The following is a 24,124-nucleotide window of genomic DNA, read 5'->3' as shown; positions in this document are numbered from 1 at the left end:
GACCGGCCCGGGGCCGGTCGCCTCCCGCGTGATCGGGGGGCCATCTCGCGTGATTGGGAGCCATCTCGCGTGATTGGAGGGGCGACACGGCAGCCCGCCGGCACAGACGATCAGCGGGTTGCTCCGCGCAGGGTCGAGGCGCGGACCACCAGCTCCGGGGTGAACACGACCTTGCGGTGTTCGTGGCCGGTTTCGGTCGCTTCCGCCAGCAGCAGCTCCACGGCCGTGCGGCCCAGGCGCCGCCGGGGCTGGCGGACCGAGGTCAGCGGCACCGCGGCCGCCGCGGCGAACTCGATGTCGTCGTAGCCGACGATCGCCAGGTCGTCCGGGACGCTCATGCGGAGGTTCGCGCAGGTCTGGAGCAGGCCGAGGGCGACGAGGTCGTTGGCGCAGAACGCCGCGGTCGGGCGGATCGACGCCGGCAGCCCCGCCAGCCGCTCGCCGGCGCCGCGGCCGTCGGCCACCGTGAGCGCCGGCGTCGTCAGGTCGACCAGGTGGTCCGGGCCGAGCCCGGCGGCTTCCAGGGCCTGCAACGCGCCGAGCCGCCGGTCGCGGACCTGGCCGACCGTCGTGTGGTTGCCGATGAAGGCGATCCGCTCGTGGCCCTGTTCGACCAGGTGCCGCACGGCGATCTCGCCGCCGTAGACGTCGTCGACCGCGACCGAGCAGTGCGTGGTGCCCGCGGGGGTCCGGTCGACGACGACCACCGGTGTGCCGCGGCGCGCGATCTCGCCCAGCAGCGGGGCGTCCGGGTCGACCGGCGTGATGAGGACGCCCTGGACGCGCTGCTGTTCGAGGCGCCCGAGGTAGGCCGCCTCCCGCGAGGGCTGGTGCGCGCTGTTGCAGAGGAACAGCGAAAGGTCGCCCTCACCGGCGGCGTCCGCGGCGTCTTCCATGCCGGCCGCGACGTCGGTGAAGAACGGGTTGCTGCCGTCGAGCATCACGTAGGCCAGCACCCGGCTGCGCCCGGCCCGCAGCTGCCGCGCGGATTCGTTGCGCACGAAGCGGAGTTCGGCCATCGCGGCCTCGACCCTGGCCCGGGTCGCCGGGCTGACCCGGTCGGGCCGGTTGAGCACGTTGGACACCGTGCCGAGGGAGACGCCGGCGGCCGCCGCGACCTCCTTCATACCGGCCGCGCGCGGCTCGGTACCGGGCTCCCTGACGACCATCCGGCCCCCTTTTCAGCAGAACGGTTGAAACGTAACATCACCGCGAATGACCTGGTGAAGATGCCATTTGGCCACGCCTCGGCCGATGCATTGACTTCTCGTTCCGTCGCATAGTAGCTTCACCGCACCAGATTTGTGAAACCTTTCAATCCGGAGGTCGCGATGACGCGGCAGGACGCCGGCCGGGCTCCTCTGCTGGAGGTACGCGGCGTGACGAAGTCGTTCGGCGCGGTCGCGGCCGTCGCCGGCGTGAGCTTCGCGCTGCACGCCGGGGAGGCCCACGCGCTGGTCGGGGAGAACGGCGCCGGCAAGTCCACGATCGTCAAGATGCTGGCCGGGGTGCACAAGCCCGACGACGGCACGCTGCTGCTGGACGGCGAGGCGATCGAGTTCGGCTCACCCGCCGATGCGAAGGCGGCCGGCATCGCGGTCATCTACCAGGAACCCACGCTGTTCCCCGACCTGAGCGTCGCAGAGAACATCGTGATGGGCCGCCACCCGCGCAAGAGCCTCGGCCGGATCGACCGGGCGGCGATCCGCGCCGAGGCCGAGCGGCTCTTCGCCCGCCTCGGCGTCCGGATCGACCCGGCCCGCCCGGCCCGCGGGCTGTCCATCGCCGACCAGCAGATCGTCGAGATCGCCAAGGCGCTCAGCGCCGACGCGCGGGTGCTGGTGATGGACGAGCCGACCGCCGCCCTGACCGGGGTCGAGGTCGAGCGGCTGTTCACCGTCGCCGGGACGCTGCGCCGGGAAGGCGCGGCGATCATGTTCATCTCCCACCGCTTCGAGGAGATCACCGAGCTCTGCCAGCGCGTGACGATCATGCGCGACGGACGGCACGTCTCGACCGACGCGATCGACGAGGTCACCGTCGAAGAGATGGTGAAGCGCATGGTCGGCCGCGACCTGGACGCGCTGTTCCCCAAGCAGGACGTCGAGCCCGGCGCGGTCGTGCTGGAGGTCGAGGGCCTCGCCCGGGAGGGCGTGTTCCGCGACATCTCCTTCTCCGTGCGCGCCGGGGAGATCGTCGCGTTCGCCGGGCTGGTCGGGTCCGGCCGCTCGGAGGTCGTCCAGGCCGTCTTCGGCGTCGACGAGCGCGACGCCGGGATCGTGAAGGTGAGCGGCAAGAAGCTCAAGCCGCACTCGTCGCGGGCCGCGATGGCCGCCGGGGTGGCCCTGGTTCCCGAGGACCGGCGCCAGCAGGGCCTGATCATGGATCTCTCGATCGAGCGGAACGTGACGCTGCCGCGGTCGCGGGCGCTGGCGAAACTCGGCTTCCTGACCGGTGCGAGCGAACGGCAGGAGGCGCGGCGCTGGACCGAGCGGCTGCGCACCAAGTACCGCCGGCTCGGCGACCCCGTCGGCACGCTCTCGGGCGGGAACCAGCAGAAGGTCGTCTTGGCCAAGTGGCTGGCGATGGCGCCGAAGGTGCTGATCGTGGACGAGCCGACGCGCGGCATCGACGTCGGCACGAAGGCCGAGGTCCACCGGCTGATGTCCGCGCTGGCCGCCGAGGGCGTCGCGGTCGTGATGGTGTCCTCGGAGCTGCCGGAGGTGCTGGGCATGGCCGACCGCGTGCTGGTGATGCGGGAGGGCCGGATCGTGGCCGAGCTCCCGCGCGCCGAGGCGACCGAAGACTCGGTGATGTTCGCCGCGATGGGGCAGGGAGCCGCCGCATGACCGCGACCAAGGAGGCACCCGTGGCCGGGCCACCGTCCGTCCACTCCGGACGGTCGTGGACCGCGAACGTGTTCAGGGCCCGCGAATCCGGGATCATCCTCGCGCTCGTCGTCCTGGTCGCGGTCACCGCGACGCAGAACTCCCGGTTCCTGTCCGGGCAGAGCATCCGCGACATCCTGCTCGGCACGGCCATCCTGGCGGTGCTCGCCGTCGGGCAGGCGATCGTGATGATCACCCGCAACATCGACCTGTCGGTCGGCTCGGTGCTCGGCCTGTCGGCGTTCGCCGTGGGCACGCTGATGAAGGACAACCCGGGCCTGCCGGTGCTCGTCGCCATCCTGGCCGGGCTCGCCGTCGGCGCGGTGTGCGGGCTGGTCAACGGCGCTTTGGTGCGCTTCGGCCAGGTGCCGGCGCTGGTCGTCACGCTCGGCACGCTCTACGCCTTCCGCGGCGTCAGCTACTTCTGGGCCGGTGGCAGTCAGATCAACGCCGACAAGCTGCCGGCGTCCTTCCTGGACTTCGGCACCGCGTCGGTGCTCGGCGTGCCGTGGCTGGTGGTGATCGCGGTGCTGGTCCTGGTCGCCGCCGGGATCGTGCTGCGGAGCTACCGCGCCGGGCGCGAGCTGTACGCGATGGGGTCGAGCCCGCAGGCGGCGCAGCTGGCCGGTATCCGGGTCGGCCGCAACACCATCGTGGCGTTCCTGGTCAGCGGTGCGCTCGCCGGGCTGGCCGGGGTGCTGTTCGCGGCCCGGTTCGGCACCGTGGACGCCGCCGCCGGCACCGGCTACGAGCTCAACGTCGTCGCCGCGGCCGTCGTCGGCGGGGTCGCCGTGTTCGGCGGCAGCGGCTCGGTCTGGGGCGCGGGCCTCGGCGCGCTGCTGCTGACCGTCATCGGCAGCGCCTTGGCCGTGCTCGACATCAACCAGTTCTGGCAGCAGGCGATCGTCGGCGCGCTGATCCTGCTCGCCATCGGCGCCGACCGGCTCGTCGCCGTCCGCGTGGCGAAAGCACTGAAGAAGAAGGACTCCCATGTCTGACCAGGGGAACCGGCTCGGCAGGCTGCTCAGCTGGGACGCCGCCGTCGTGCTCGTGACGGTGATCGTCCTGGTCGTCGCCTCCGGGGCCGTCGAGAACTTCGGCACCAGCCGCAACTTCACCTTCCTGCTGCTCGACCTGCTGCCGATCGCGCTGGTCGCGCTGCCGATGACGTTCATCATCGTCACCGGCGAGATCGACCTGTCGGTGGCGAGCACGCTCGGGCTGACGTCGGCGGTGATGGGCTCGCTGTGGGACGCGGGACTGTCGATCGAGACGATCATCCCGCTCTGCGTCGTGCTCGGCGCGGTCCTCGGCGCGTTGAACGGCTTCTTCGTCACCGTGCTGAAACTGCCGTCGCTGGCCGTCACGATCGGCACCCTGGCGCTCTACCGCGGGCTCGCGTTCGTGGTGCTGGGCGACGGCGCGGTCGCCGACTTCCCGCGCGATTACACGAGCTGGGTCACCGGGACGATCGGCGACGGCCCGGTCCCGAACGTCCTGATCCCGCTGGTCGTCGTCGCCCTGATCTTCGGTGTCGTGCTCCACGCGACGCCGATCGGCCGCGGCGTCTTCGCGGCCGGGGCGGGCGAGCAGGCGGCCCGGTTCGCCGGCATCCGCACCGGGCGGCTCAAGTTCTGGCTGTACGTCGTGAGCGGCGCGGTCGCCGGCCTCGCGGGGGTGCTGTGGACGCTGCGGTACTCCAGCGCCCGTGCCGACAACGGGTTCGGGCTCGAACTGGCCGTCGTGGCCGCCGTGCTGCTCGGCGGCGTGTCCATCTTCGGCGGCAAGGGCACGCTGCCCGGCGTGCTCGCCGGGGTGGTCCTGCTGGCTTCGCTGCAGAACGCCCTGCGCCTGCAGGACGTCTCGAACGAGGCGCTCAACATCGTGACCGGCGTGCTCCTGATCGTGTCGGTCCTGCTCCCCAACATCGTGACTTCGGCCCGCACGGCAGTGCGTCGCCGTCGGCAAGCGGTACTGCGCCATTAGTTACCAATCCGACGGCAGTCACGGCGTAAACCGTTGCTTCGTGCGGATTGGCTGCGGACAGCGTCCGCCTACTTTCGGTCAGATTGGTAACTCGGAAAGGTGACGAAGATGTCCCGACGGTTCCTCACCGGCGCAGTCTCGGCCGGGCTGGTGCTGGTCCTGGCCGCCTGTGGCGGTACGACCAAGAACGACAACGCCGGATCGGGCGCCCAGCAGTCCACCGCCGCGGCGGACCCGAACGCTGCGGCGAAGGAGGGCGTCAAGATGGCGTTCCTGCCCAAGCAGCTCAACAACCCCTACAGCGACATCGAGGTCAGCGGCGGCAAGGAGGCCCTCGGTGAGCTGAAGGGCGAGTACAAGCTGGTCGGGCCGAACGACGCCAGCGCGTCGTCGCAGGTCAGCTACATCAACACGCTGATCCAGCAGCAGCAGGACGTCATCGGCATCGCCGCGAACGACCCGAACGCGGTGTGCCCGTCGCTCAACCAGGCCCGCAGCGCCGGCATCAAGGTCGTCGCGTTCGACTCCGACGCCGCCAAGGACTGCCGGGACGTCTTCATCAACCAGGCCACCACGCAGGGCATCGGCGAGGCGCTGGCCAAGCAGGCGAAGGACCTGTCCGGCGGGTCGGGCGAGATCGCGGTCCTGTCCGCGACGCCGAACGCCACCAACCAGAACGCCTGGATCGAGGTGCTCAAGAAGGAGCTGGCCAAGCCGGAGTACGCGGGCCTGAAGCTGGTGAAGATCGCCTACGGCAACGACGACGACCAGAAGTCGTTCCAGGAGGCGCAGGGCCTGCTGCAGTCGTTCCCGAACCTCAAGGTGATCGTTTCGCCGACCACGGTCGGCATCGCGGCCGCCGCGCGGTACGTCAGCTCGTCGAGCTACAAGGGCAAGGTCGCGGTGACCGGGCTGGGCACGCCGAACCAGATGCGCGCCTTCGTCAAGGACGGCACGGTGAAGCAGTTCGCGCTGTGGAACCCGGCCGACATCGGCTACCTCGCCGCCTACGCCGGCGTCGCGCTCAAGTCCGGCCAGATCACCGGCAAGCCGGGCGAGAAGTTCAAGGCGGGCAAGCTCGGCGACTACACGATCGGCGAGAACGGCGAGATCGTGCTCGGCCCGCCGACGACGTTCGACGCGAACAACATCGACAAGTTCAACTTCTGAGACTGTTCAACTTTCAGGACCGGTCAACTTTCAAGACTCCCGGCCGGGTCGCGACGGGCGGCCCGGCCGGGTTCCACCAAGGACGGACTGTGCCCCGATACTGCTTCTGCCTGCAGGTCAAGCCGGACCGGGCGGCCGAGTACGCCGAGCGTCACCGCGCCGTCTGGCCGGAGATGCGGCAGGCCCTGCACGACACCGGCTGGCGCAACTACTCGCTCTTCCTGCGCGAGGACGGCCTGCTGATCGGCTACGTCGAGGCGGACGACCTCGCCGCCGCGCAGGCCGCGATGGCGAAGACCGACGTCAACACCCGCTGGCAGGCGGAGATGGCGGAGTTCTTCACCGGCCTCGACGGCGGGCCGCCCGACGAGGGCTTCCAGCTCGTGCCCGAGGTCTTCCACCTCGAACCCCCCACCGTCGCGGAAGGACAGTGATCGCCGTGGGCGACTTGACGGCCGTGAAGCAGGCCTTGCGGGCCCAGCGCATCGAGACGCCGTCGTGGGCGTATGCGAATTCGGGCACCCGGTTCAAGGTGTTCCCGCAACCGGGGGTGCCGCGCACGCCCGAGGAGAAGATCGCCGACGCCGCCGTGGTGCACGAGCTCACCGGGGTCGCGCCGAGCGTGGCGCTGCACATCCCGTGGGACAAGGTCGACGACTACGGCGCCCTGACCGCGTACGCGCGGGACCTCGGGGTCGAGATCGGTGCGATCAACACCAACGTCTTCCAGGACGAGGACTACAAGCTCGGTTCGGTGACCAACCCGGACCCGGGCATCCGCCGCAAGGCGACCGACCACCTCCTGGAAGCCATCGGCATCATGGCCGCGACCGGGTCGCGGGACCTGAAGCTGTGGTTCTCCGACGGGATCAACTACCCCGGTCAGGACGACATCCGCGACCGGCAGGACCGCCTGGCGGCCGCGCTGAAGGAGACCTACGACCGGCTGGGCCCGGACCAGCGGATGCTGCTGGAGTACAAGCTGTTCGAGCCCGCGTTCTACGCCACCGACGTCCCGGACTGGGGCACGTCCTACGCCCACTGCATCGAGCTGGGGGAGCGGGCGACGGTGTGCATCGACACCGGCCACCACGCCCCCGGGACGAACATCGAGTTCATCGTGGCGTTCCTGCTGCGGGCCGGGAAGCTGGGCGCGTTCGACTTCAACTCGCGGTTCTACGCCGACGACGACCTGATGGTCGGGGCGGCGGACCCGTTCCAGCTGTTCCGGATCATGTACGAGATCGTCCGCGCCGACGCGCTGGACCCGTCGTACGGGATCGCGTTCATGCTCGACCAGTGCCACAACATCGAGGCGAAGATCCCGGCGATCATCCGGTCGGTGATGAACGTCCAGGAAGCCACCGCCAAGGCCCTGCTCGTCGACCGTGCCGCGCTGCGGGCCGCCCAGCAGGCGGGCCACGTCCTCGAGGCGAACGCCGTGCTGATGGACGCCTACAACACCGACGTCCGGCCGCTGCTGGCCGAGCTGCGCACGGAAGCCGGGCTCGACCCGGACCCGATCGCGGCCTACCACCGCAGCGGGTACCAGGAAAAGATCGTGGCCGAGCGGGCCGGTGGCACGCAGGCCGGATGGGGAGCATGAGGATGACCGTGCCGGAGCAGCTCATCGCGCGCAGCAACGCGCTCGGGGCCGACCCGCGCAACACCAACTACGCCGGCGGCAACACCTCGGCCAAGGGTTCGGTGACCGACCCGGTCACCGGCTCGCCCACCGACGTGCTGTGGGTCAAGGGGTCCGGCGGAGACCTCGGCACGCTCACCGAGGCGGGGCTGGCGGTGCTGCGGCTGGACCGGCTGCGTTCGCTGGTCGAGGTCTACCCGGGTGTCGAGCGTGAGGACGAGATGGTCGCCGCGTTCGACTACTGCCTGCACGGGCGAGGCGGGGCGGCACCGTCGATCGACACCGCGATGCACGGTCTCGTCGAGGCTCCGCACGTCGACCACCTGCACCCCGACTCCGGCATCGCGCTGGCCACGGCGGCCGACGGGCCGGGACTGACCAAGGAATGCTTCGGCGACCGCGTCGCGTGGGTCGACTGGCGGCGGCCCGGGTTCCAGCTCGGCCTCGACATCGCCGCGGTCAAGGCGGCGAACCCGCAGGCCATCGGCGTGATCCTCGGCGGGCACGGCATCACCGCGTGGGGCGCGACCTCCGACGAGTGCGAGCGGAACTCCCTGGAGATCATCCGGACCGCCGAAGAGTTCCTCGCGTCCCGGGGTGCTCCGGAGCCGTTCGGGCCGGTCGTCCCGGGGTTCGAGGCGCTGCCCGCGGCCGAGCGCCGGGCGCGGGCGGCCGCTTTGGCGCCGGTGATCCGCGGGCTGGCCTCGACCGACCAGCGGCAGATCGGCCACTACACCGACAGTGACGTCGTGCTGGAGTTCCTGTCCCGCGAGAAGCTCGCGCCGCTCGCCGCGCTGGGCACGTCGTGCCCGGACCACTTCCTGCGCACGAAGGTGCGGCCCCTGGTCGTGGACCTGCCCGCGACCGCGCCCCTCGAGGACGTCGTCGCGCGGCTGAAGGAACTGCACGCGGAGTACCGCGACGAATACCGCGCCTACTACGAGCGGCACGCCGAGGCCGGTTCGCCGGCGATGCGCGGGGCCGACCCGGCGATCGTCCTGGTGCCCGGGGTCGGGATGTTCTCCTTCGGCAAGGACAAGCAGACCGCGCGGGTGGCGGGCGAGTTCTACGTCAACGCGATCAACGTGATGCGCGGCGCCGAGGCGGTGTCCACCTACGCGCCCATCCCGGAAAGCGAGAAGTTCCGGATCGAGTACTGGTCGCTGGAAGAGGCGAAGCTGCAGCGGATGCCGAAGCCCAAGCCGCTGGCCGGGCGGATCGCCCTGGTCACCGGGGCGGGCTCCGGCATCGGCAAGGCCATCGCGCAGCGGCTCGCCGCCGAGGGTGCCTGCGTCGCCATCGCCGACCTGAACCTCGACGCCGCCGCCGAGGTGGCCGCCGGAATCGGGAACGCCGACAAGGCGATCTCGTTCCTCGCCGACGTCACCCACCCCGACGCCGTGCGGGCCGCGGTCGACGCCACCGTGCTCGCCTTCGGCGGCATCGACCTCGTCGTCAACAACGCCGGGCTGTCCATCTCGAAGCCGCTGCTGGAGACGACCGAACGCGACTGGGACCTGCAGCACGACGTGATGGCCAAGGGGTCGTTCCTGGTCTCGCAGGCCGCGGCGAAAGCCATGGTGGCGCAGGGCATCGGCGGCGACATCGTCTACATCTCGTCGAAGAACTCGGTGTTCGCGGGCCCCAACAACGTCGCCTACGGTGCCGCGAAGGCCGACCAGGCCCACCAGGTCCGGTTGCTGGCCGCCGAGCTCGGCGCGCACGGCATCCGGGTCAACGGCGTCAACCCCGACGGCGTCGTCCAGGGCTCCGGCATCTTCGCCGGCGGCTGGGGCGCCCAGCGGGCCGCCGTCTACGGCGTCGAGGAGGCGAAGCTCGGCGAGTTCTACGCCCAGCGGACCATCCTCAAGCGCGAAGTGCTGCCCGAGCACGTGGCGGCGGCGGTGTTCGCGCTGACCGGCGGCGAGCTCACCCACACCACCGGCCTGCACGTACCGGTGGACGCCGGGGTGGCGGCCGCGTTCCTGCGCTGAGTTCCGGAGGAAACCGATGACTTTGGATCGCATCACCCCGCGGCGCACCCGCGTCGGCCTGGTTTCCGGTGGGCTCGGGGCGTACTGGCCGCAGTTCCCTTCGCTGCTGCCCCAGCTGCAGGCTTCGGCCCGGCGCGTCACCGAGCGGCTGTCCACCATGGACTGTGAGGTGGTCGACGCGGGGTTCGTCTCGGACGCCCACGAAGGCGCGGCCGCGGCCGAGAAACTGCGGGTGGCCGGGTGCGACCTGATCATCGGCTTCCTCACGACGTACCTGACGTCGAGCATGCTGGCCCCGGTCGCGCAGCGCTCGGGCGCGCCGGTGCTGCTGCTGAACCTGCAGCCCACCGAGGCGATGGACCACGAGTCCTTCGACACCGGCGCGTGGCTGGCCTACTGCGGTGCCTGCCCGCTGCCGGAGATGGCCAACGCCTTCCGCCGCCTCGGCGTCGAGTTCCGCTCGGTGTCCGGGTACCTGGAGGACCCGCGGGCGTGGACGCGGATCGAACGGTGGATCAAGGCCGCGGGCGTCCGGGCGGCGCTGCGGCACGGGCGGCACGGCCTGCTCGGGCACCTCTACCCGGGCATGATGGACGTCGCCACCGACCCGACGCTGGTCTCGGCCCAGCTCGGCGGGCACGTCGAAATCCTGGAGGTCGATGACCTGCGGGTGCGCGTGGAGAAGGTCACCGACGACGAAACCGGCGCACGCGTCGCGCTGGCCCGCGAAGTGTTCACTGTGGACGAGTCCGTTGTGGACGAAGACTTCGCGTGGGGTGCCCGGGTCTCGGTGGCCCTCGACCGGCTCGTCGACGACTTCTCGCTCGACTCGCTGGCCTACTACCACCGCGGCCTCGACGGGGAGACCCACGAACGCGTCGGCGCCGGGTTCATCCTCGGCGCGTCCCTGCTCACCGCGCGCGGCATCCCGGCGGTCGGCGAGTACGAGCTGCGGACGTCACTGGCCATGCTGGTCATGGACCGGCTCGGCGCCGGCGGCTCGTTCACCGAGCTGCAGGCGCTGAACTTCCGCGATCGTGTGGTCGAGATGGGCCACGACGGCCCGGCGCACCTCGGGATCAGTGCCCGCAAGCCGCTGCTGCGCGGCCTGGGCGTCTACCACGGCAAGCGCGGCTGGGGGGTGTCGGTGGAGTTCGACGTCAAGCACGGGCCGGTGACGCTGTGCGGGCTCGGCCAGCGCCGCGACGGGACGTTCACGCTCATCGCGTCGGAAGGCACGGTCGTGCCGGGGCCGCTGCTGCGGATCGGCAACACGACCTCCCGCGTCGACTTCGGCTGCGACCCGGGGGAGTGGACCGACGCCTGGTCCGCGAGCGGCATCGCGCACCACTGGGCGCTCGGCACCGGCCACCGCGTCGCCGAGCTGACGGCCGTCGCGGACCTGCTCGGCCTGGAACTGACGGTGGTGCGTCCGTGAAGCGAGTCGCGGCCGTCGACCTCGGCGCGTCCAGCGGGCGGGTGATGGCCGGGACGGCCGGGCCGTCGCTGCTGACCGTCGAGGAGGTGCGGCGCTTCCCGAACGGCGGCGTCCGCGCCGGGCCGTCGCTGTACTGGGACATCCTGGGGCTGTACCGCGAGACCCTGGCGGGGATCCGGGACGCCGGGCGCCTGGACGGCGTCGGCATCGACTCCTGGGCCGTCGACTACGGGCTGCTGGACGACCGCGGCGCGCTGCTCGGGAACCCCGTCTGCTACCGCGACTCGCGCACCGACGGCGTGCCGGCTTCGGTGGCTGCGGTTGTCTCCGCGCGTGAGCTCTACGACGTGACGGGCCTGCAGCAGCTGCCGTTCAACACGCTGTACCAGCTGGTGTCCGAAGGCGATCGGCTCGACGCGGCGTCGACGATGCTGCTCATCCCGGACCTGCTGAACCACTGGCTCACGGGGTCGATCGGGGCCGAGCGCACGAACGCGTCGACCACGCAGCTGTACGACGTCCGCGAGCGGACGTGGGCCACCTCGCTCGCTTCGCGGGTCGGGATCCCGCCGCGGCTGCTGCCGCCGCTGCGCGACCCCGGCACGGTGGTGGGCACGGCGGACGAACTGGCCGGCCTGCCGGTGGTGGCGGTCGGGTCCCACGACACCGCGTCGGCGGTGGTCGCGGTGCCCGCGTCCCCGGGTACCAACTTCGCGTACATCTCGGCGGGCACGTGGTCGCTGGCCGGCCTGGAACTGACGGCGCCGGAGCTGAGCGACGAGGCACTGGCGGCGAACTTCACGAACGAGGGCGGCGTCGACGGCACCATCCGGTTCCTGCGCAACGTGATGGGCCTGTGGGTGCTGTCGGAGACGCTCCGCACGTGGTCCACATCGGACCTGCCCGGGCTGCTGGCCGCCGCGGCTTCGTCGCCGGCCTTGGCGGCGGTGGTGGACATCGACGCCCCTTCGTTCCTGCCCCCGGGCGACATGCCGGCCCGGCTCGCGGCGGCCTGCCGGGCCACCGGCCAGCGCCCGCCGTCCGACCGCGCGGCGGTGGTCCGCTGCATCGTGGACAGCCTGGCACTGGCCCACCGCCGGGCGATCCACTCTGCATCCCGCTTGACGCGCCGGAAGGTCGAGGTGATCCACCTGGTGGGCGGCGGCGCCCGCAACGAGCTGCTGTGCCAGTCGACGGCGGACGCCTGCGGAGTCCCGGTCCTGGCGGGCCCGGTCGAAGCGGCGGCGCTGGGGAACGTGCTGGTCCAGGCCCGTGCGCTGGGGGAGGACCTGCCGGACCTGGCGGCAATGCGGGCGTTGGTGCGCGAGACGCAGGAGATCCGCCGCTACGAGCCGTCGGGGACCGCCGACTGGGCGGCCGCGGAGGCCCGCTTGCGCGACTGAAGGTCCTGGCAACCCAAGATTCGTCGACAGCGGCCCGAGCGCCCCAAGGTGGCCTTGGTTGCGTTGAGCGCACCGAAGGCCACATTGGGTGCGTTGAGCGCACCGAAGGCCACATTGGGGCGCTCTGAGCCGCTGCCTTCGGCCGGTGTGGCGAGCGTCGACGAACGACGCGCGACCCGGCCAGCCCGGGACCGCCGTTCGCCGCCCCGCCGACGCCGTCGTCGACGACCTCCACCGTGGACGCCGAGAGCGTCACCGCACACCGCGTCGCCCGCGCGTGCCGGGCCACGTTGGTGAGCCCTTCGCGCACCACCCACCCGAAGAGTTCCTGGTGGGCCGGGCCCACGACGTCGGTGGCCGTCGACAGGTCCGCGGCGACCCCCGCACGCGCACAGCAGCTCGCGGCCACGGGCGAGCTCGTCGGCCAGCGTGACCTCGCGGTAGCCCGACACCGCCGCGCGGACGTCGGTCAGCGCCTGCCGCGCCAGGGTGCTCTTCACCGTGATCGCGGTGAGCGCACCCCCGCTGCGGTCACGGCCGGCTCGCCGAAGGCGTGGTGGCGCACCTGCGCCCGCAGGGGCTGCACCCGCTGCTGATGCTCGTCGACAGCGACGAAGAGCGCGAAAAGCTGGTGCCGGAGCTGCGCCAGGAGCAGGTGAGCGGGGTGCTGCTGATTTCCCTGCACCCGGAGGACCCGCTCCCGCACCTGCTGACCGGCGCGGGCGCCCCCCACGGCACTGTTCTCGTGGCCGGCCCGCCCGGCGCCGGTCTGCTACGTCGACGTCGCCCACCAGGACGGCGCCCGGCTCGCGGCGGACAGGCTCGTCTCGCGCGGCTGCCAACGGGTCGCGACGATCGCGGGCCCGGCGGGCACTCGGCGTGAGAGCCGGCCACCCGGTGGCCGACCGGCCGCTGATCTGTCCGGGACAGGTCCGCTCAGTGGTCTGGACATCAGCCGATCCGCTGTGCTCAGATTTCCAACGTTGTAACGCCGCCGAGTCCCCTTCACCGGAACGGAGTTCCGCCGTGCGGACCAGAACAGCGAGAACCATCCGGCGGGCCTGTGCGCTCGTCGTCGCCGGGAGTGCCGTCGCGGCGGTGACCGTCGCGACGCCCGCCGTGGCCGGGCCCGTGCGCCAGGCCGTCACCGCCGGGAACGCCCGCTTCCAGGTGCTGTCCCCGACCCTGATCCGCACCGAATACGCGGGCGACGGCCGGTTCACCGACGCCGCCACCTTCAACGCCGTCGGCCGCGGTGCGTTCACGCCGACGCCGTACACGAGCACGGTTTCCGGTGGCGTGCTGACCATCCGGACGAGCGCGGCGACGCTGACCTACCGGCTGAACTCCGGCCCGTTCGACGGCGGCAACCTCCAGCTCCGCACGACCGCCGGGGCGACCCCGGTGCCGGCGGCCCCTTGGCGCCACCTGACCTGCGCGACCGGTTCGCTGTGCGAAGCCGAAGACCTCACGACCGACGGGCTCGGCGTCGCCACCGACCACTCCGGTTACACCGGCGAAGGCTTCCTCGCCGGCTTCGAAAGCACCGGCAACTCGGTGACGGCGGACGTCCTCGCGCCCACCGCGGGGACGTACTCGCTGACCGCCCGCTACGCCAACGGACAAGGCGGCGACAACCAGCACGTCACGCGCACCCTGAGCGTCTCGGTCGACGGCGGCGCGGCGCACAAGCTCACGCTGCCCGTGACGGCCGACTGGAACGCCTGGGCCCTGGCCTCGGTCCCGGTCACCCTCGGCGCCGGACGCCACAACGTCCGCGTCGAACGGACCGCGGCCGACTCCGGCAACGTCAACCTCGACGCACTGGCCGTCCTGGCCGCCGGTGCGCCGTTCCCGCCGGCTTCGGCGCGCGCGTTCACCGGCTGCCCGGCCGGGGTGAGCTGCGAGGCGGAAGCCGGGCTCCGCACCGGGTCCGCCGTCGTGGCGGCCGACCACACCGGGTACGCCGGGCGAGGATTCGTCGCCGAGCTCAACCGCGGCTCGACGCTGACCCACCGCGTGGCGGACGTCCCGGCCGACGGCACCTACCTGCTGCACGTCCGGTACGCCAACGGCACCGGCGGCGACGGCCGGCACGAAACGCGCACTGCCGCGGTCACCGCGAACGGCGTCACCCGCACGCTGAGCCTCCCGGTCACCGACGGCTGGGACGCCTGGAAGAGCGCGTCCGTGCCGGTCGACCTCAAGGCAGGCACGAACGACGTCGTCCTCGCCTGCCCCGAGGACACCAGCTGCCACGTCAACGTCGACACCGTCGCCGTCACCCCGGCCGGGGGCACCGCCCCGTCGCCGCACCTCGCGCTCGGCGGCTACCGGCGTGGCCTGGACGGCGTCAACGGCGACAACGGCACACCGTCGATGACCGAAGGGCTCCTGCACCAGGACGGCTGGTACCTGCTCGACGACACCCCCTCGGCGCTGTACGACACGCGGACCCGCGCGGTGACGCAGCGGCCGTCCCACGGCGGAAACCCCTACCAGGACGGCTACCTCTTCGCCTTCGGCCACGACTACAAGACGGGCCTGCGCGACCTGGCGACCCTGACCGGGCCGCCGCAGCTGCTGCCGCGCTGGGCCTACGGCGTCTGGTACTCCGAGTACATCGACCGCACCGCGGCCGACTACCGCGACACGATCCTGCCCCGGTTCCGCAGCGAAGGCGTCCCGCTGGACGTCCTGGTGACCGACACCGACTTCAAGGCACCGGACACCTGGAACGGCTGGCAGGTCGACACGGCCAAGTTCCCCGACCCGGCCGGCTTCTTCGCCTGGTCGAAGGCCCAGGGCCTGCACAACAACCTCAACATCCACCCCAGCATCATGGGTTCGGACCCGCAGTTCGCCCGTGCCCAGGCGACGGCGAAGGGCAAGCTGGTCAAGTCCGGCTGCGGCACCGACTGCTACGTCTTCGACTGGGGCGACCCGGACCAGCTCAAGGCCTACCTCGACCTGCACGCCGGGATGATGCGCCAGGGCAACGACTTCTGGTGGCTCGACTGGTGTTGTGACGCCTCGCGCTCGAGCCTGCCCGGCGTGACCCCGGACGCCTGGATCAACCAGCAGTACGCCGACCTCGCCGCACCCGCGACCGGCCGCGGGTTCGTCATCTCCCGGGCGTACGGGTCGCTGCAGGCGGGCGGCTACGGCGGCCCGACGGGGCTGGCGACCGGGCCGTGGGCGGACAAGCGCAGCACGCTGCACTTCACCGGTGACACGTCCTCGACGTGGGGAACACTGCGCATGGAGGTCGGCGTGACGCCGGCGGAGTCGGCGGCGACGGGCATGTCGGCGATCAGCCACGACATCGGCGGCCACAACGACACGACGGGCCTGCCCGGCAGCGAGACCTACACCTCCGGCGGCCAGCAGCGTCAGACGTCCAAGCTGCCGGACGACCTGTACGCGCGGTGGGTGCAGCTGGGCACGTTCCAGCCGATCGACCGCCTGCACAGCAACCACGGCGACCGGCTGCCCTGGCAGTACGGCGACGCGGCGAAGGCGTCGGCGACGAAGTTCCTGAACCTGCGCGAGAACCTGGTTCCCTACACCTACACGCTGGCACAGGAAGCCGCGACGACCGGCGTGCCGGTGGTGCGCCCGACGTACCTGGAGTACCCGGAGGAGCCGGGCGCGTACGCGGCGGCCCAGAGCGAGTACTTCTACGGGCCGGACCTGCTGGTGGCGCCGGTGACGTCCCCGGGCACGTCGGCGACGACGTCGGTCTGGTTCCCGCCCGGCCAGTGGACGGACTACTTCACGGGCAAGACGTACGCGGGCGGGACGACGCAGCAGGTCACGTCCGACCTGGGCACGATGCCGGTGTTCCTCCGCGCGGGCGGCATCACGGCCACGCGGACGGCCGACGTCACCAACGACGTCCAGAACCCGCTGAACCGGGTGACCGTGACGGTGGCGCCGGGTGGCTCGGGGACGTTCTCCCTGTACGAGGACAACGGCGTGTCGTCGTCGCGTTCGTCGTCGACGAAGATCACCTACAACGAGCGCTTCGGGGCGCACACGGTGACGGTGGCGCCTGCGCAGGGCTCGTTCCGGGTGGCGCCTCGCGAGTGGACGGTGAAGTTCCTCGGCGTGGCGGCGGCTCCGAGCCGGGTGAAGATCGGCAACGGCTGGGCACCGCCGACGGCGTGGAAGTGGGACGCGGCGACGAAGACGTTGACGGTGACGGCGCCGGCCCACCCGGGACGGGCACCGGTGACGGTCACGTACTGAGCTCCGGCGGGCGGAGCCGGGGCGTCGCCCCGGCTCCGCTCAGCCAGGTCCGTGGACAGACGGACGGCAACACGTCGCCGCGGTCACGGCACGAGTTGCCGCGCGGTCGCCGAGCAGATCGGTGTTGTCGGCGAACTGGTCGATGGCGCCGGTCGGCGGCAGCCCGCGAAGCCGGGGGTCGCTGATGCCGGCGAGAAGCGCCTGACTGAATCGCTCGGCGCGCAGGACCTGGAACGGCCGGTCGTGGTAGGGGCGGGTGCCGGGGTCGAGCGGCTCGGTGAGCCCGAGCCGGTTGTGCAGCCCGGCGACGGCCGAGTAGGCCGTGGCAAGGTGAGCTTCCCGGTCCCGCCACGTGGTGGCGGCGAGCGCGCCGGTGAGTGCCGGAGTCACCGTGGCTGCGAACGGGAGCCGGGCGAAGGCGCTGCCGAGCCACTTGCCGTAGGGCGGATAGCGGCGGTGCAGCAGCAGGCTCAGCCGCATGAGGTCGCGCACGAGACGTGCGGAGACGACGGCCGAGCCGAGTTCGTCGCCGACCTCTCCGCAGCGTCCTGCGAAGGCCTCTTCCTGGGCGATCCGCTGCCATTGGCAGGCCAGGACGTAGCGCCAGACCGGCTCCGGGTACCAGGCGAGCCGGGAACGAGCGGCGGTGAGTTCACCGGTCCGGTCGTGAAAGACCGCGCCGCCGGTGAATTCGGCCAGGGTCTGGGTCGGGGTGGCAAGCCAGTCGAATGGGGTGACGACGTCGCGTGGATCGAATCCCAGGTGATCGGTGAGCCACCCGTCGAGGCTCGCCACGTCGACGCGGTGGAAGACCGGCCCGGCGGTGACTTCCATCCGGCGCACGTGCTCGTTCTCGGTGGGGGCGAAGTTCGTGGGAAATCCGTGGAACGTCTTGGGAAGCTCGTCGCTCAGCGCCGAGACGATGTCCTGGGCGTGCCGGCCGGCGTCGTGGCGGCTCAGGAACAACTGCAGGCGCGGCCCCCATTCGTGATCGGCGGAGCGGGCGGTGTCGAACCCGAGGACTTCCGAGCCGGTGCCGATCCGGGCGGCCGCGTGGGGCAGGTCCCCGAACCGCGCGCGGATCAGCGGGTGTACCGCCTCCTCGTAGAGGCGGCGTGACAGCTCCAAGCCGGGGATGAACGAGGTGGCCATGAACGGCATGGTGCCCCGTCGGCGGCGAACGACGCGACCGGATATCGCGGGGCGTCGTGGTGAGGCGGACCGGGACTCGCGCCGCGATTCACCGGGCCCGGCGGCCGTTCACGCCGGGGAATCCGCCATCCGGCGCAAGGATGAGAAGGGGCGGCGCGGCGGGCGGGTTAGGCGCGTGGCCACCCCCAGCGGCCACGTGAGTCACCCGTGGGCCGCTGCGCCACCCCGGGCCGGTGTCACGTTTCCGAAACACCGGATAGGGGTATCGTAGTCTTTCCGGCACAGGGTGTGTCAAGTTTTCGGAACAGCTAGGCTGTCCGATGTCACGTTTCATGGCTGCAGGTGGTGTGTGGTGAGCGAAGAGCGCAGTTTCGCCGAACGGCTGGCGCACCTGATCGCGACCGTGCACCCGCCCGACCGCAAGCCGTACTCGTACCGGGAGATCGCGCACGGCGTCGCCGAGCAGACCGGCGTCTCGATGTCGGCGACCCACGTCCAGCAGCTGGCCGTGGGCGCGCGGAAGGATCCGAAGCGCTCGCACATCCAGGCGCTCGCCCAGTTCTTCGGCGTGCCGGTGACGTACTTCTTCGACGACCAGGTCGCCGGCCAGGTCGACCGGCAGGTCGAAGACGTCGTGGCGTGGCGCGACAGCGAGGCGCGGAACCTGGCGCAGCGGGCCATGCGGCTCTCGCCGCGTGACCGCGAGACCGTGACGGCGCTGCTGGACCAGCTCGGCAGCTACGACGACACCCGGCGTCGCGAGGGCCGGCGGCGGAAGCCGGAGTGACGGCCGCCGGCTCGGCTACGATGACCTCGTCCGTGTTCGCGCCCCGGTGCACCCGGCTGGCGCCCGGTGACCAGGGAGGACCCATCGACGACCGCGGCCTGCCGGCCCTCCGCGACCGGGCACGCGAGCGCGTGCGGACGGTGCTCGCCGCCGTCCCGCTGCCGCTGCCGTGGTCGATGAACGCCTGGGTCGACGGTCTCGAAGCGTGGCGCGGGCGCGAAATCGACCTCGTCCCGATCGCGTACCGGCCCGGTCAGCCGTCCGGTGCGTGGCAGGCCCGCCCGGACTACGACCTGATCGCCTACACCGAGCACACGTCGGCGCTGCACCAGGACCACATCATCGCCCACGAGCTGGCCCACATGCTGTGCGCGCACACCGGGACGTGCCTGATGTCGGAGGCCGAGGCCGCCGAGCTCGCCCCGGACCTGGCGCCGCGGGCGTTGTCGCACCTGCTGACCCGCGTCACGACCGGGACCGACGAGTACGAGGCCGAGCTGATCGCCGTGCTGCTGATGAGCGCGGCGACGAGCGAGCCACCCGCCGTTCAGCCGGGCGCGTCCGGCCGAGCGGCGGACCAGGCTAGGCGGCTGGCGGCACTCCTGGGATAGTCGCGTCCCGTGATCGACATACTTTTCGTCGGAGTCGGGCTCTTCGCCCTGTTCGCCGGAATCTGGCGGGCGGTCCGGGCGCGGCGCACCGGCGCGGGTGCGGGCCTGGCCATCTCGCTCATCGCGCTGGGCGCGGCGTTCTGCTTCCTGTCCAACCGGGCGCAGCAGTTCGAGAGTGAGATCTACCCGAGCCTCGGCCGGCTGCTGTCGAACCTGGCGACGATGGTCGCGGCGTACGGCATCGGCTTGACCGTCGCGGAGATCAGCGGCACCCGGGACCGCGGCCGCCGCACCCGGCTGGTCGCGCTCGGCGTGGCGCTGACCGTGCTGGTGGTGACGTTCTTCAGCACGTCGGGGCTGCCGCGCGGGATCGGCGTGTTCGACGAGCTGTACCGCACCCACCCGACGCTGGTGGTCTACGTCTTCACCTACACGGTGTACCTGGGCTTCGCGGTGCTCGACATCGGTTTCATGGCGGCGGTGACAATCCGGGCGAGCGGGGGAGCGCTGCGGGCGGGGCTCGCGCTGTTGCTGCTGGCGTCGGCGTTCGCGGTGGCCTACCTGGGCGGGAAGGTGATCGCGACGATCCGCGCCCTGCAGGCCGAACACCCGGTCAAGGCGTTGTGCCGCGGGCCGTTCTCGACGCTGCCCTGCACCCTGGACGTCGGCTTCCCGGCGGTGTCGGTGCTGCTGATCGTCCTGGGCCTGACGATCCCGGCGATCCCGGGCCTGGCGGCTTCGCGCCGCGACGCCCGGACGCTTCGCCTGCTACGGCCCCTGCGCGGCCACCTGACCCGGCGGTTCCCGGAGATCGTCCGGATCGACCCGGCGGGGCCATCCCGCCGCGAGCGTCTCCTGACGGCGATGAGCGAGACGAACGACGGCTTGATCCTGGCGGGCGTGACCCCGGACCTCCCGCCCGCGACGGCGGCGAGGCTGGTGCGCGACCTGCCGGACGAGCCGTCCGAGACGGAGCCGCCCACCGCGGCGGCGGAACCGTTCGCCGCGGACGTGGCCCGGCTGCGCGCGATCGCCCGCGCGTACCGGAGGCTGGAGGGAACGCGGGCGCCCGACGCCGCCGGCCCGTGACCGGCAGCAAAGGCGTATCGAGTGCGAAGGTGTAGTCACTTCACCAAGGCACCGACTCCACGATCGTCATCGCTGTGCCGACCGCTCACCCGCCGAACGGTGCCTCCAGCCGCGGCTCCCAGCCGCGATCCGTCAGAGCCACCAGCTGCAGCGACTTCGCGCGATCGGCCAGCGGCAGCAGCGGCCGCACGTCGCCGGCGACCCGCTCGAGCGTCTCGTCCGAACCGCCCATCGCGACCGTCAAGTGCGCGACCGGGCGCGGCCCGAACCGGCCCCCGTACGGCAGAACTTCCGGCCACCGAGCACAAACCGCGTCGGCAACGGCCTGCAAAGCCGGAGCGGCCAAAGCCACGAAACCCGGCGCCACCACCAACTCCGCCAGCTGCACTTCCGGAGGGGTGACCGCGGCCGCCAGCGAGCGGACCTCCGCCAGGACCTCGTCGGTCAGCGCTCCGTCGGGCAAGAACGGGTACAGCGCCGTCACATGGGCAGGCAAGCCGGGCCGGACCAGAGCGGGATCGACCCGCCGGGCCGCGGCCAGCGCCGGCTCGGCGGCGGGCAGCAGGATCACCAGCGCGGTGGTTCCGGGTTCGGGCACCGCTGCATCATGGCAGCCGGACGATCACCGCCGTCAGGCGACGGCGGCCTGGGGGAACCGTCCCGAGCGGGCCAGGGCCAGGCTTCGGCGGCACAGCTCCACCAGCTCCTGGTTGGCCCGGCTGTGCGGGACCGACCCGCACAGCTCGCACCGGATGGTCACCTCGCCGGCCAGCTCGTCCACCGCGACCAGTGCCTGGTGGTCGCAGCGACGGCACCAGCGGTACCCGATCGCCGGGTTCGTGTGCACCGGCGAAGCCACGCAGTCGTGCAGCCAGCGGCGGTGCGTCCGGCACGTCACGCGATCGGTCGGGTCGAGGCCGCCGGCGTCCTCCGAGCGGTCTTCGCGCGCCAGGGTGGCCGCCAGCAGCGGCTGCCGCGGTGCTGCCGGCCGGTCCTGCAGACTCGGTGCGGCCCACGCGTGGTGGTCGCCGCATCGGCACTTCTCGGTCATGTCGCCCCCAGTGGTCGGGTGTTCGTTGCCTCGAGTGTGAGCTGGGCGACAGAGGGTGGACAACCGTAAAAACGCGCAGTTTCGACCGGCGGTACGTCACCCGCGGTAGGCGGACGCGCGGATTTCGGCCCACGGGTATGCGAACATATGTTCTATGACCGACGAGGGGCCCATCCTGCACGCCGACCTCGACTCGTTCTACGCCTCGGTCGAACAGCGCGACGATCCGGCGCTGAAGGGCCGGCCGGTGATCGTCGGCGGCGGGGTCGTGCTCGCGGCCAGTTACGAGGCCAAGGCCTACGGCGTGCGCACGGCGATGGGTGGCGCGCAGGCCCGCCGGCTGTGCCCGGACGCGGTCGTCGTGCGCCCGCGGATGTCGGCGTACCTGGCCGCCAGCCGGGCGGTGTTCGAGGTCTTCCACGACACGACGCCGTGGGTGGAAGGCATCTCGATCGACGAAGCGTTCCTCGACGTCGGGGGGTTGGCCAGGATCGGCGGGCGGCCGAGCCGGATCGCCGAACGGCTGCGGGCGGCCGTCGCCGACCGGGCCGGGCTGCCGATCACCGTCGGCGTGGCGCGGACGAAATTCCTCGCCAAGGTCGCCAGCCGCGTCGCCAAGCCGGACGGCCTGCTCGTCGTCCCGCACGATGGCGAGCTGGAGTTCCTGCACCCGCTGCCGGTTTCCGCGCTCTGGGGCGTCGGCAAGGTCACCGCCGAGAAGCTGCGGGCGCGCGGGATCACGACCGTCGGCCAGCTGGCCGCGTCCGAGCACGTCGACCTCGTCGGCCTGCTCGGCCGCGGAGCCGGTGCGCACCTGCACGACCTGGCGCACAACGAAGACCCGCGCCGCGTCGAGATCGGCACACGGCGGCGCTCGATCGGTGCCCAGCGGGCCCTCGGCCGCGGCAGGCGGACACCGGCCGAGCTCGACGTCGTCCTCGTGGCGCTGATCGACCGGATCGCCCGCCGGTTGCGCGCCGCCCGCCGCGTCTGCCGGACCGTGACGATCCGCCTGCGGTTCGCCGACTTCTCGCGCGCCACCCGCTCGCACACGCTGACCGATCCCACCGCGGGCACCGGTGTGCTGCTCGCCGCGGCGCGGGACCTGCTCGTCGCCGCGCTGCCGCTGATCGCCGACCGCGGGATCACGTTGCTGGGCGCGGCGCTGTCGAACCTGGCCGACGAAAACCCGTTCCAGCCCGCCCTGCCGTTCGAACCGCAGCGGGCGACCGATCTCGACACGGCGCTCGACGCCGTGCGGGACCGGTTCGGCAAGGCCGCCGTCACCCGCGCGGTCCTGCTCGGCCGTCCGGACGACCTCGAAGTGCCGATGCTGCCCGACTGAACCGGAAGAACCGGGTTTTCGGATCGGGCGTGAATCGCCGGGCTCCCCGCAACGGGCGCGGCAATCGCGTTCGGGCCGCGTGCGTGGTGACACCGAGCCAGCCGGCGAACACGGGGTGAAACGAGTCAGTCCACTCTGGACGAGCCGTTCCGCGGCGTTCGGCCGCGAAGTCGGCCGGGCCGAAGGTGGCCGGAGCCGGTCTGGTGACGCCGGCGCGGTCCGGCAGTTCCCGGATTGGCTGCCGGGTGGCCGACGTCGCTCACGCGGAATCGTCGCGACGGCGTCCGATCCGCGAACGAATCGAGCCCGGCACGCAGAATCGCATACTGGTCTATACCGGAATTGCCACGCATCGGGCGCGCTTCGGTCAACCGGCTCGGGCGCGGGCACCGGCTTGGACCGGACGGCTATCTTGGAGCCGGTGGTGGACCGGGAGTTCCTCGGCATGGTAGTCCGGGAGGCGTGCCGGGCGGTGCCGGAGAAGGCAAACTGTCCGCAAATGTGCTGCTCGCACGGCAGCGGCCGTGAAGGCGGTGTGGCCGGCGCGGGGAGCATTAGCGGGGAAAGCCGAGGGGTTCATGCCGCCACGGTACCGATTTGATTTCGAGCATATCACGAAATCAAATATCGGCCAAGGCGACGAGCATTTCGGCCCGGTTGCGGTCACTCTGGACGCGGGCGACCCGCTCGCCCGGGCGGCCATTGTGGACGCTTCAGGGTGTCGCGCGTGCCGGGCGTGATTCGACAGGTTAGGGTCAGTCCGACCGTGTTCTGGAGAAGATGAGGAACGACGAATCATGGCGCAACGGGTGCAGGTCCAGATGGTGGACGACCTCGACGGCAGCGAGGCTTCGCAGACCGTCCCCTTCAGTCTCGACGGGGTGACGTACGAGATCGACCTGTCCGAGGAGAACGCCTCCGCGCTGCGGGACGAACTGGCTCGTTACGTTGCCGCCGCGCGGCGCATCGGCGGCCGCAAGGTCCGCCTCGCGACCGGCCAGTCGCTGTCCGCCCCGTCGGGCTCGGGCACCGACCGCGAGCGCAACCGGCAGATCCGCGAGTGGGCGCAGGCGAACGGCTACGAGGTCGCCGAGCGCGGCCGCCTGTCCAGTGAGATCATCGCCGGCTTCGAAGCCGACCAGGCCGCGGCGGCCGAACCGGCCGAAGTCAAGCCGGTGCGCAAGCGAGCGACCCGCAAGAAGGCTTGAAAGCCGTGTTCGTGCCGGCGAAGCCGCGCCACCCGGCGCGGCCTCGCCGTCCGGCTGCCACCTGAGCGTTCACGGGTGGCGTTCGGTGTTCCTGTCGTGCCTCACC

The 24,124-nt window shown here is 71.7% G+C and carries 20 protein-coding genes; 16 read left to right on the top strand and 4 right to left on the bottom strand.

All coding sequences use genetic code 11. The features are described 5' to 3' along the window. Window positions 1–110: 110 nt before the first annotated feature. Entirely contained in the window at window positions 111–1,169 is a 1,059-nt protein-coding gene (locus ACLJQE_RS28815) for a LacI family DNA-binding transcriptional regulator (RefSeq protein ID WP_410642555.1), read from the bottom strand. A 162-nt stretch (window positions 1,170–1,331) separates the two neighbouring features. On the opposite strand from ACLJQE_RS28815, the gene ACLJQE_RS28810 reads away from it, so the two are divergent. The 11 genes from ACLJQE_RS28810 to ACLJQE_RS28760 all read left to right on the top strand — a co-directional run bounded on the left by ACLJQE_RS28810 (window position 1,332) and on the right by ACLJQE_RS28760 (window position 16,775). Continuing rightward, window positions 1,332–2,849, top strand: a complete 1,518-nt coding sequence (locus ACLJQE_RS28810) for a sugar ABC transporter ATP-binding protein (RefSeq protein ID WP_410642554.1) — start codon at window positions 1,332–1,334, stop codon at window positions 2,847–2,849. Then, window positions 2,846–3,886, top strand: a complete 1,041-nt coding sequence (locus tag ACLJQE_RS28805) for an ABC transporter permease (protein WP_410642553.1) — start codon at window positions 2,846–2,848, stop codon at window positions 3,884–3,886. Before ACLJQE_RS28810 ends, ACLJQE_RS28805 begins: the two co-directional genes overlap by 4 nt. Then, on the top strand, window positions 3,879–4,874 hold the full coding sequence (locus ACLJQE_RS28800) for an ABC transporter permease (RefSeq protein WP_410642551.1): 996 nt from the start codon (window positions 3,879–3,881) through the stop codon (window positions 4,872–4,874). Before ACLJQE_RS28805 ends, ACLJQE_RS28800 begins: the two co-directional genes overlap by 8 nt. A 108-nt stretch (window positions 4,875–4,982) precedes the next feature. Next, window positions 4,983–6,044, top strand: coding sequence for a rhamnose ABC transporter substrate-binding protein (gene rhaS / locus ACLJQE_RS28795; protein ID WP_410642550.1), 1,062 nt, complete (start codon window positions 4,983–4,985; stop codon window positions 6,042–6,044). A gap of 89 nt (window positions 6,045–6,133) precedes the next feature. Next, window positions 6,134–6,478: an L-rhamnose mutarotase gene (locus ACLJQE_RS28790; RefSeq protein WP_410642549.1), complete on the top strand. Its 345-nt coding sequence runs from the start codon at window positions 6,134–6,136 to the stop codon at window positions 6,476–6,478. Then, window positions 6,475–7,650, top strand: a complete 1,176-nt coding sequence (rhaI, locus tag ACLJQE_RS28785) for an L-rhamnose isomerase (protein WP_410642548.1) — start codon at window positions 6,475–6,477, stop codon at window positions 7,648–7,650. The genes ACLJQE_RS28790 and rhaI overlap by 4 nt, the downstream gene beginning before the upstream one ends. 2 nt (window positions 7,651–7,652) lie before the next feature. Next, on the top strand, window positions 7,653–9,683 hold the full coding sequence (locus ACLJQE_RS28780; protein ID WP_410642547.1) for a bifunctional aldolase/short-chain dehydrogenase: 2,031 nt from the start codon (window positions 7,653–7,655) through the stop codon (window positions 9,681–9,683). A gap of 16 nt (window positions 9,684–9,699) precedes the next feature. Then, complete coding sequence (locus ACLJQE_RS28775) at window positions 9,700–11,121, top strand: arabinose isomerase (protein ID WP_410642546.1); 1,422 nt, start codon at window positions 9,700–9,702, stop codon at window positions 11,119–11,121. 44 nt (window positions 11,122–11,165) lie between these two features. Next, a complete protein-coding gene (locus tag ACLJQE_RS28770) occupies window positions 11,166–12,524 on the top strand; it encodes a rhamnulokinase (RefSeq protein ID WP_410642828.1) in 1,359 nt (452 codons plus the stop codon). A 556-nt stretch (window positions 12,525–13,080) separates the two neighbouring features. After that, complete coding sequence (locus ACLJQE_RS28765; RefSeq protein WP_410642545.1) at window positions 13,081–13,407, top strand: hypothetical protein; 327 nt, start codon at window positions 13,081–13,083, stop codon at window positions 13,405–13,407. Window positions 13,408–13,550: 143 nt separating this feature from the next. Further along, a complete protein-coding gene (locus tag ACLJQE_RS28760; RefSeq protein WP_410642544.1) occupies window positions 13,551–16,775 on the top strand; it encodes a TIM-barrel domain-containing protein in 3,225 nt (1,074 codons plus the stop codon). Window positions 16,776–16,814: 39 nt separating this feature from the next. Here ACLJQE_RS28760 and ACLJQE_RS28755 read toward each other — a convergent pair whose 3' ends face one another. Then, window positions 16,815–17,927 (bottom strand): DUF4037 domain-containing protein, encoded by a 1,113-nt coding sequence (locus tag ACLJQE_RS28755; protein WP_410642543.1) that lies wholly within the window; start codon window positions 17,925–17,927, stop codon window positions 16,815–16,817. A gap of 352 nt (window positions 17,928–18,279) precedes the next feature. Between ACLJQE_RS28755 and ACLJQE_RS28750 the strand changes: the two genes are divergently transcribed. The 3 genes from ACLJQE_RS28750 to ACLJQE_RS28740 are packed head-to-tail and all read left to right on the top strand — an operon-like array spanning window position 18,280 to window position 20,414. Beyond that, a complete protein-coding gene (locus ACLJQE_RS28750) occupies window positions 18,280–18,714 on the top strand; it encodes an XRE family transcriptional regulator (protein ID WP_410642542.1) in 435 nt (144 codons plus the stop codon). Window positions 18,715–18,734: 20 nt separating this feature from the next. Next, on the top strand, window positions 18,735–19,325 hold the full coding sequence (locus tag ACLJQE_RS28745) for a hypothetical protein (protein WP_410642541.1): 591 nt from the start codon (window positions 18,735–18,737) through the stop codon (window positions 19,323–19,325). Window positions 19,326–19,334: 9 nt separating this feature from the next. Beyond that, window positions 19,335–20,414, top strand: coding sequence for a hypothetical protein (locus ACLJQE_RS28740; protein WP_410642540.1), 1,080 nt, complete (start codon window positions 19,335–19,337; stop codon window positions 20,412–20,414). Window positions 20,415–20,499: 85 nt separating this feature from the next. Here the strand turns inward: ACLJQE_RS28740 and ACLJQE_RS28735 are convergent, their stop codons facing one another. After that, window positions 20,500–21,012 carry a 2'-5' RNA ligase family protein gene (locus tag ACLJQE_RS28735; RefSeq protein ID WP_410642539.1) on the bottom strand — a complete coding sequence of 171 codons (513 nt, stop codon included), beginning with the start codon at window positions 21,010–21,012 and terminating at the stop codon, window positions 20,500–20,502. 33 nt (window positions 21,013–21,045) lie between these two features. After that, window positions 21,046–21,465: a hypothetical protein gene (locus ACLJQE_RS28730; protein WP_410642538.1), complete on the bottom strand. Its 420-nt coding sequence runs from the start codon at window positions 21,463–21,465 to the stop codon at window positions 21,046–21,048. A 154-nt stretch (window positions 21,466–21,619) separates the two neighbouring features. Here ACLJQE_RS28730 and dinB point away from each other — a divergent pair, with 154 nt between their 5' ends. Beyond that, window positions 21,620–22,810: a DNA polymerase IV gene (dinB, locus tag ACLJQE_RS28725; protein WP_410642537.1), complete on the top strand. Its 1,191-nt coding sequence runs from the start codon at window positions 21,620–21,622 to the stop codon at window positions 22,808–22,810. A 797-nt stretch (window positions 22,811–23,607) separates the two neighbouring features. Continuing rightward, a complete protein-coding gene (locus ACLJQE_RS28720) occupies window positions 23,608–24,018 on the top strand; it encodes a histone-like nucleoid-structuring protein Lsr2 (protein WP_410642535.1) in 411 nt (136 codons plus the stop codon). Window positions 24,019–24,124 lie beyond the last annotated feature (106 nt).

Origin of the sequence: Amycolatopsis sp. lyj-346, assembly GCF_046548975.1 — a bacterium.
Lineage (GTDB): Bacteria > Actinomycetota > Actinomycetes > Mycobacteriales > Pseudonocardiaceae > Amycolatopsis.
This window is presented reverse-complemented; position numbering and strand designations above follow the sequence as displayed.

Coding starts and splice junctions, on each gene's coding strand:
- ACLJQE_RS28815 (WP_410642555.1), bottom strand. CDS start 1,169: ATGGTCGTCAGGGAGCCCGGTACCGAGCCGCGCGCGGCCGGTATGAAG.
- ACLJQE_RS28810 (WP_410642554.1), top strand. CDS start 1,332: ATGACGCGGCAGGACGCCGGCCGGGCTCCTCTGCTGGAGGTACGCGGC.
- ACLJQE_RS28805 (WP_410642553.1), top strand. CDS start 2,846: ATGACCGCGACCAAGGAGGCACCCGTGGCCGGGCCACCGTCCGTCCAC.
- ACLJQE_RS28800 (WP_410642551.1), top strand. CDS start 3,879: ATGTCTGACCAGGGGAACCGGCTCGGCAGGCTGCTCAGCTGGGACGCC.
- rhaS (WP_410642550.1), top strand. CDS start 4,983: ATGTCCCGACGGTTCCTCACCGGCGCAGTCTCGGCCGGGCTGGTGCTG.
- ACLJQE_RS28780 (WP_410642547.1), top strand. CDS start 7,653: ATGACCGTGCCGGAGCAGCTCATCGCGCGCAGCAACGCGCTCGGGGCC.
- ACLJQE_RS28775 (WP_410642546.1), top strand. CDS start 9,700: ATGACTTTGGATCGCATCACCCCGCGGCGCACCCGCGTCGGCCTGGTT.
- ACLJQE_RS28770 (WP_410642828.1), top strand. CDS start 11,166: ATGGCCGGGACGGCCGGGCCGTCGCTGCTGACCGTCGAGGAGGTGCGG.
- ACLJQE_RS28755 (WP_410642543.1), bottom strand. CDS start 17,927: ATGGCCACCTCGTTCATCCCCGGCTTGGAGCTGTCACGCCGCCTCTAC.
- ACLJQE_RS28745 (WP_410642541.1), top strand. CDS start 18,735: ATGACCTCGTCCGTGTTCGCGCCCCGGTGCACCCGGCTGGCGCCCGGT.
- ACLJQE_RS28730 (WP_410642538.1), bottom strand. CDS start 21,465: ATGACCGAGAAGTGCCGATGCGGCGACCACCACGCGTGGGCCGCACCG.
- dinB (WP_410642537.1), top strand. CDS start 21,620: ATGACCGACGAGGGGCCCATCCTGCACGCCGACCTCGACTCGTTCTAC.
- ACLJQE_RS28720 (WP_410642535.1), top strand. CDS start 23,608: ATGGCGCAACGGGTGCAGGTCCAGATGGTGGACGACCTCGACGGCAGC.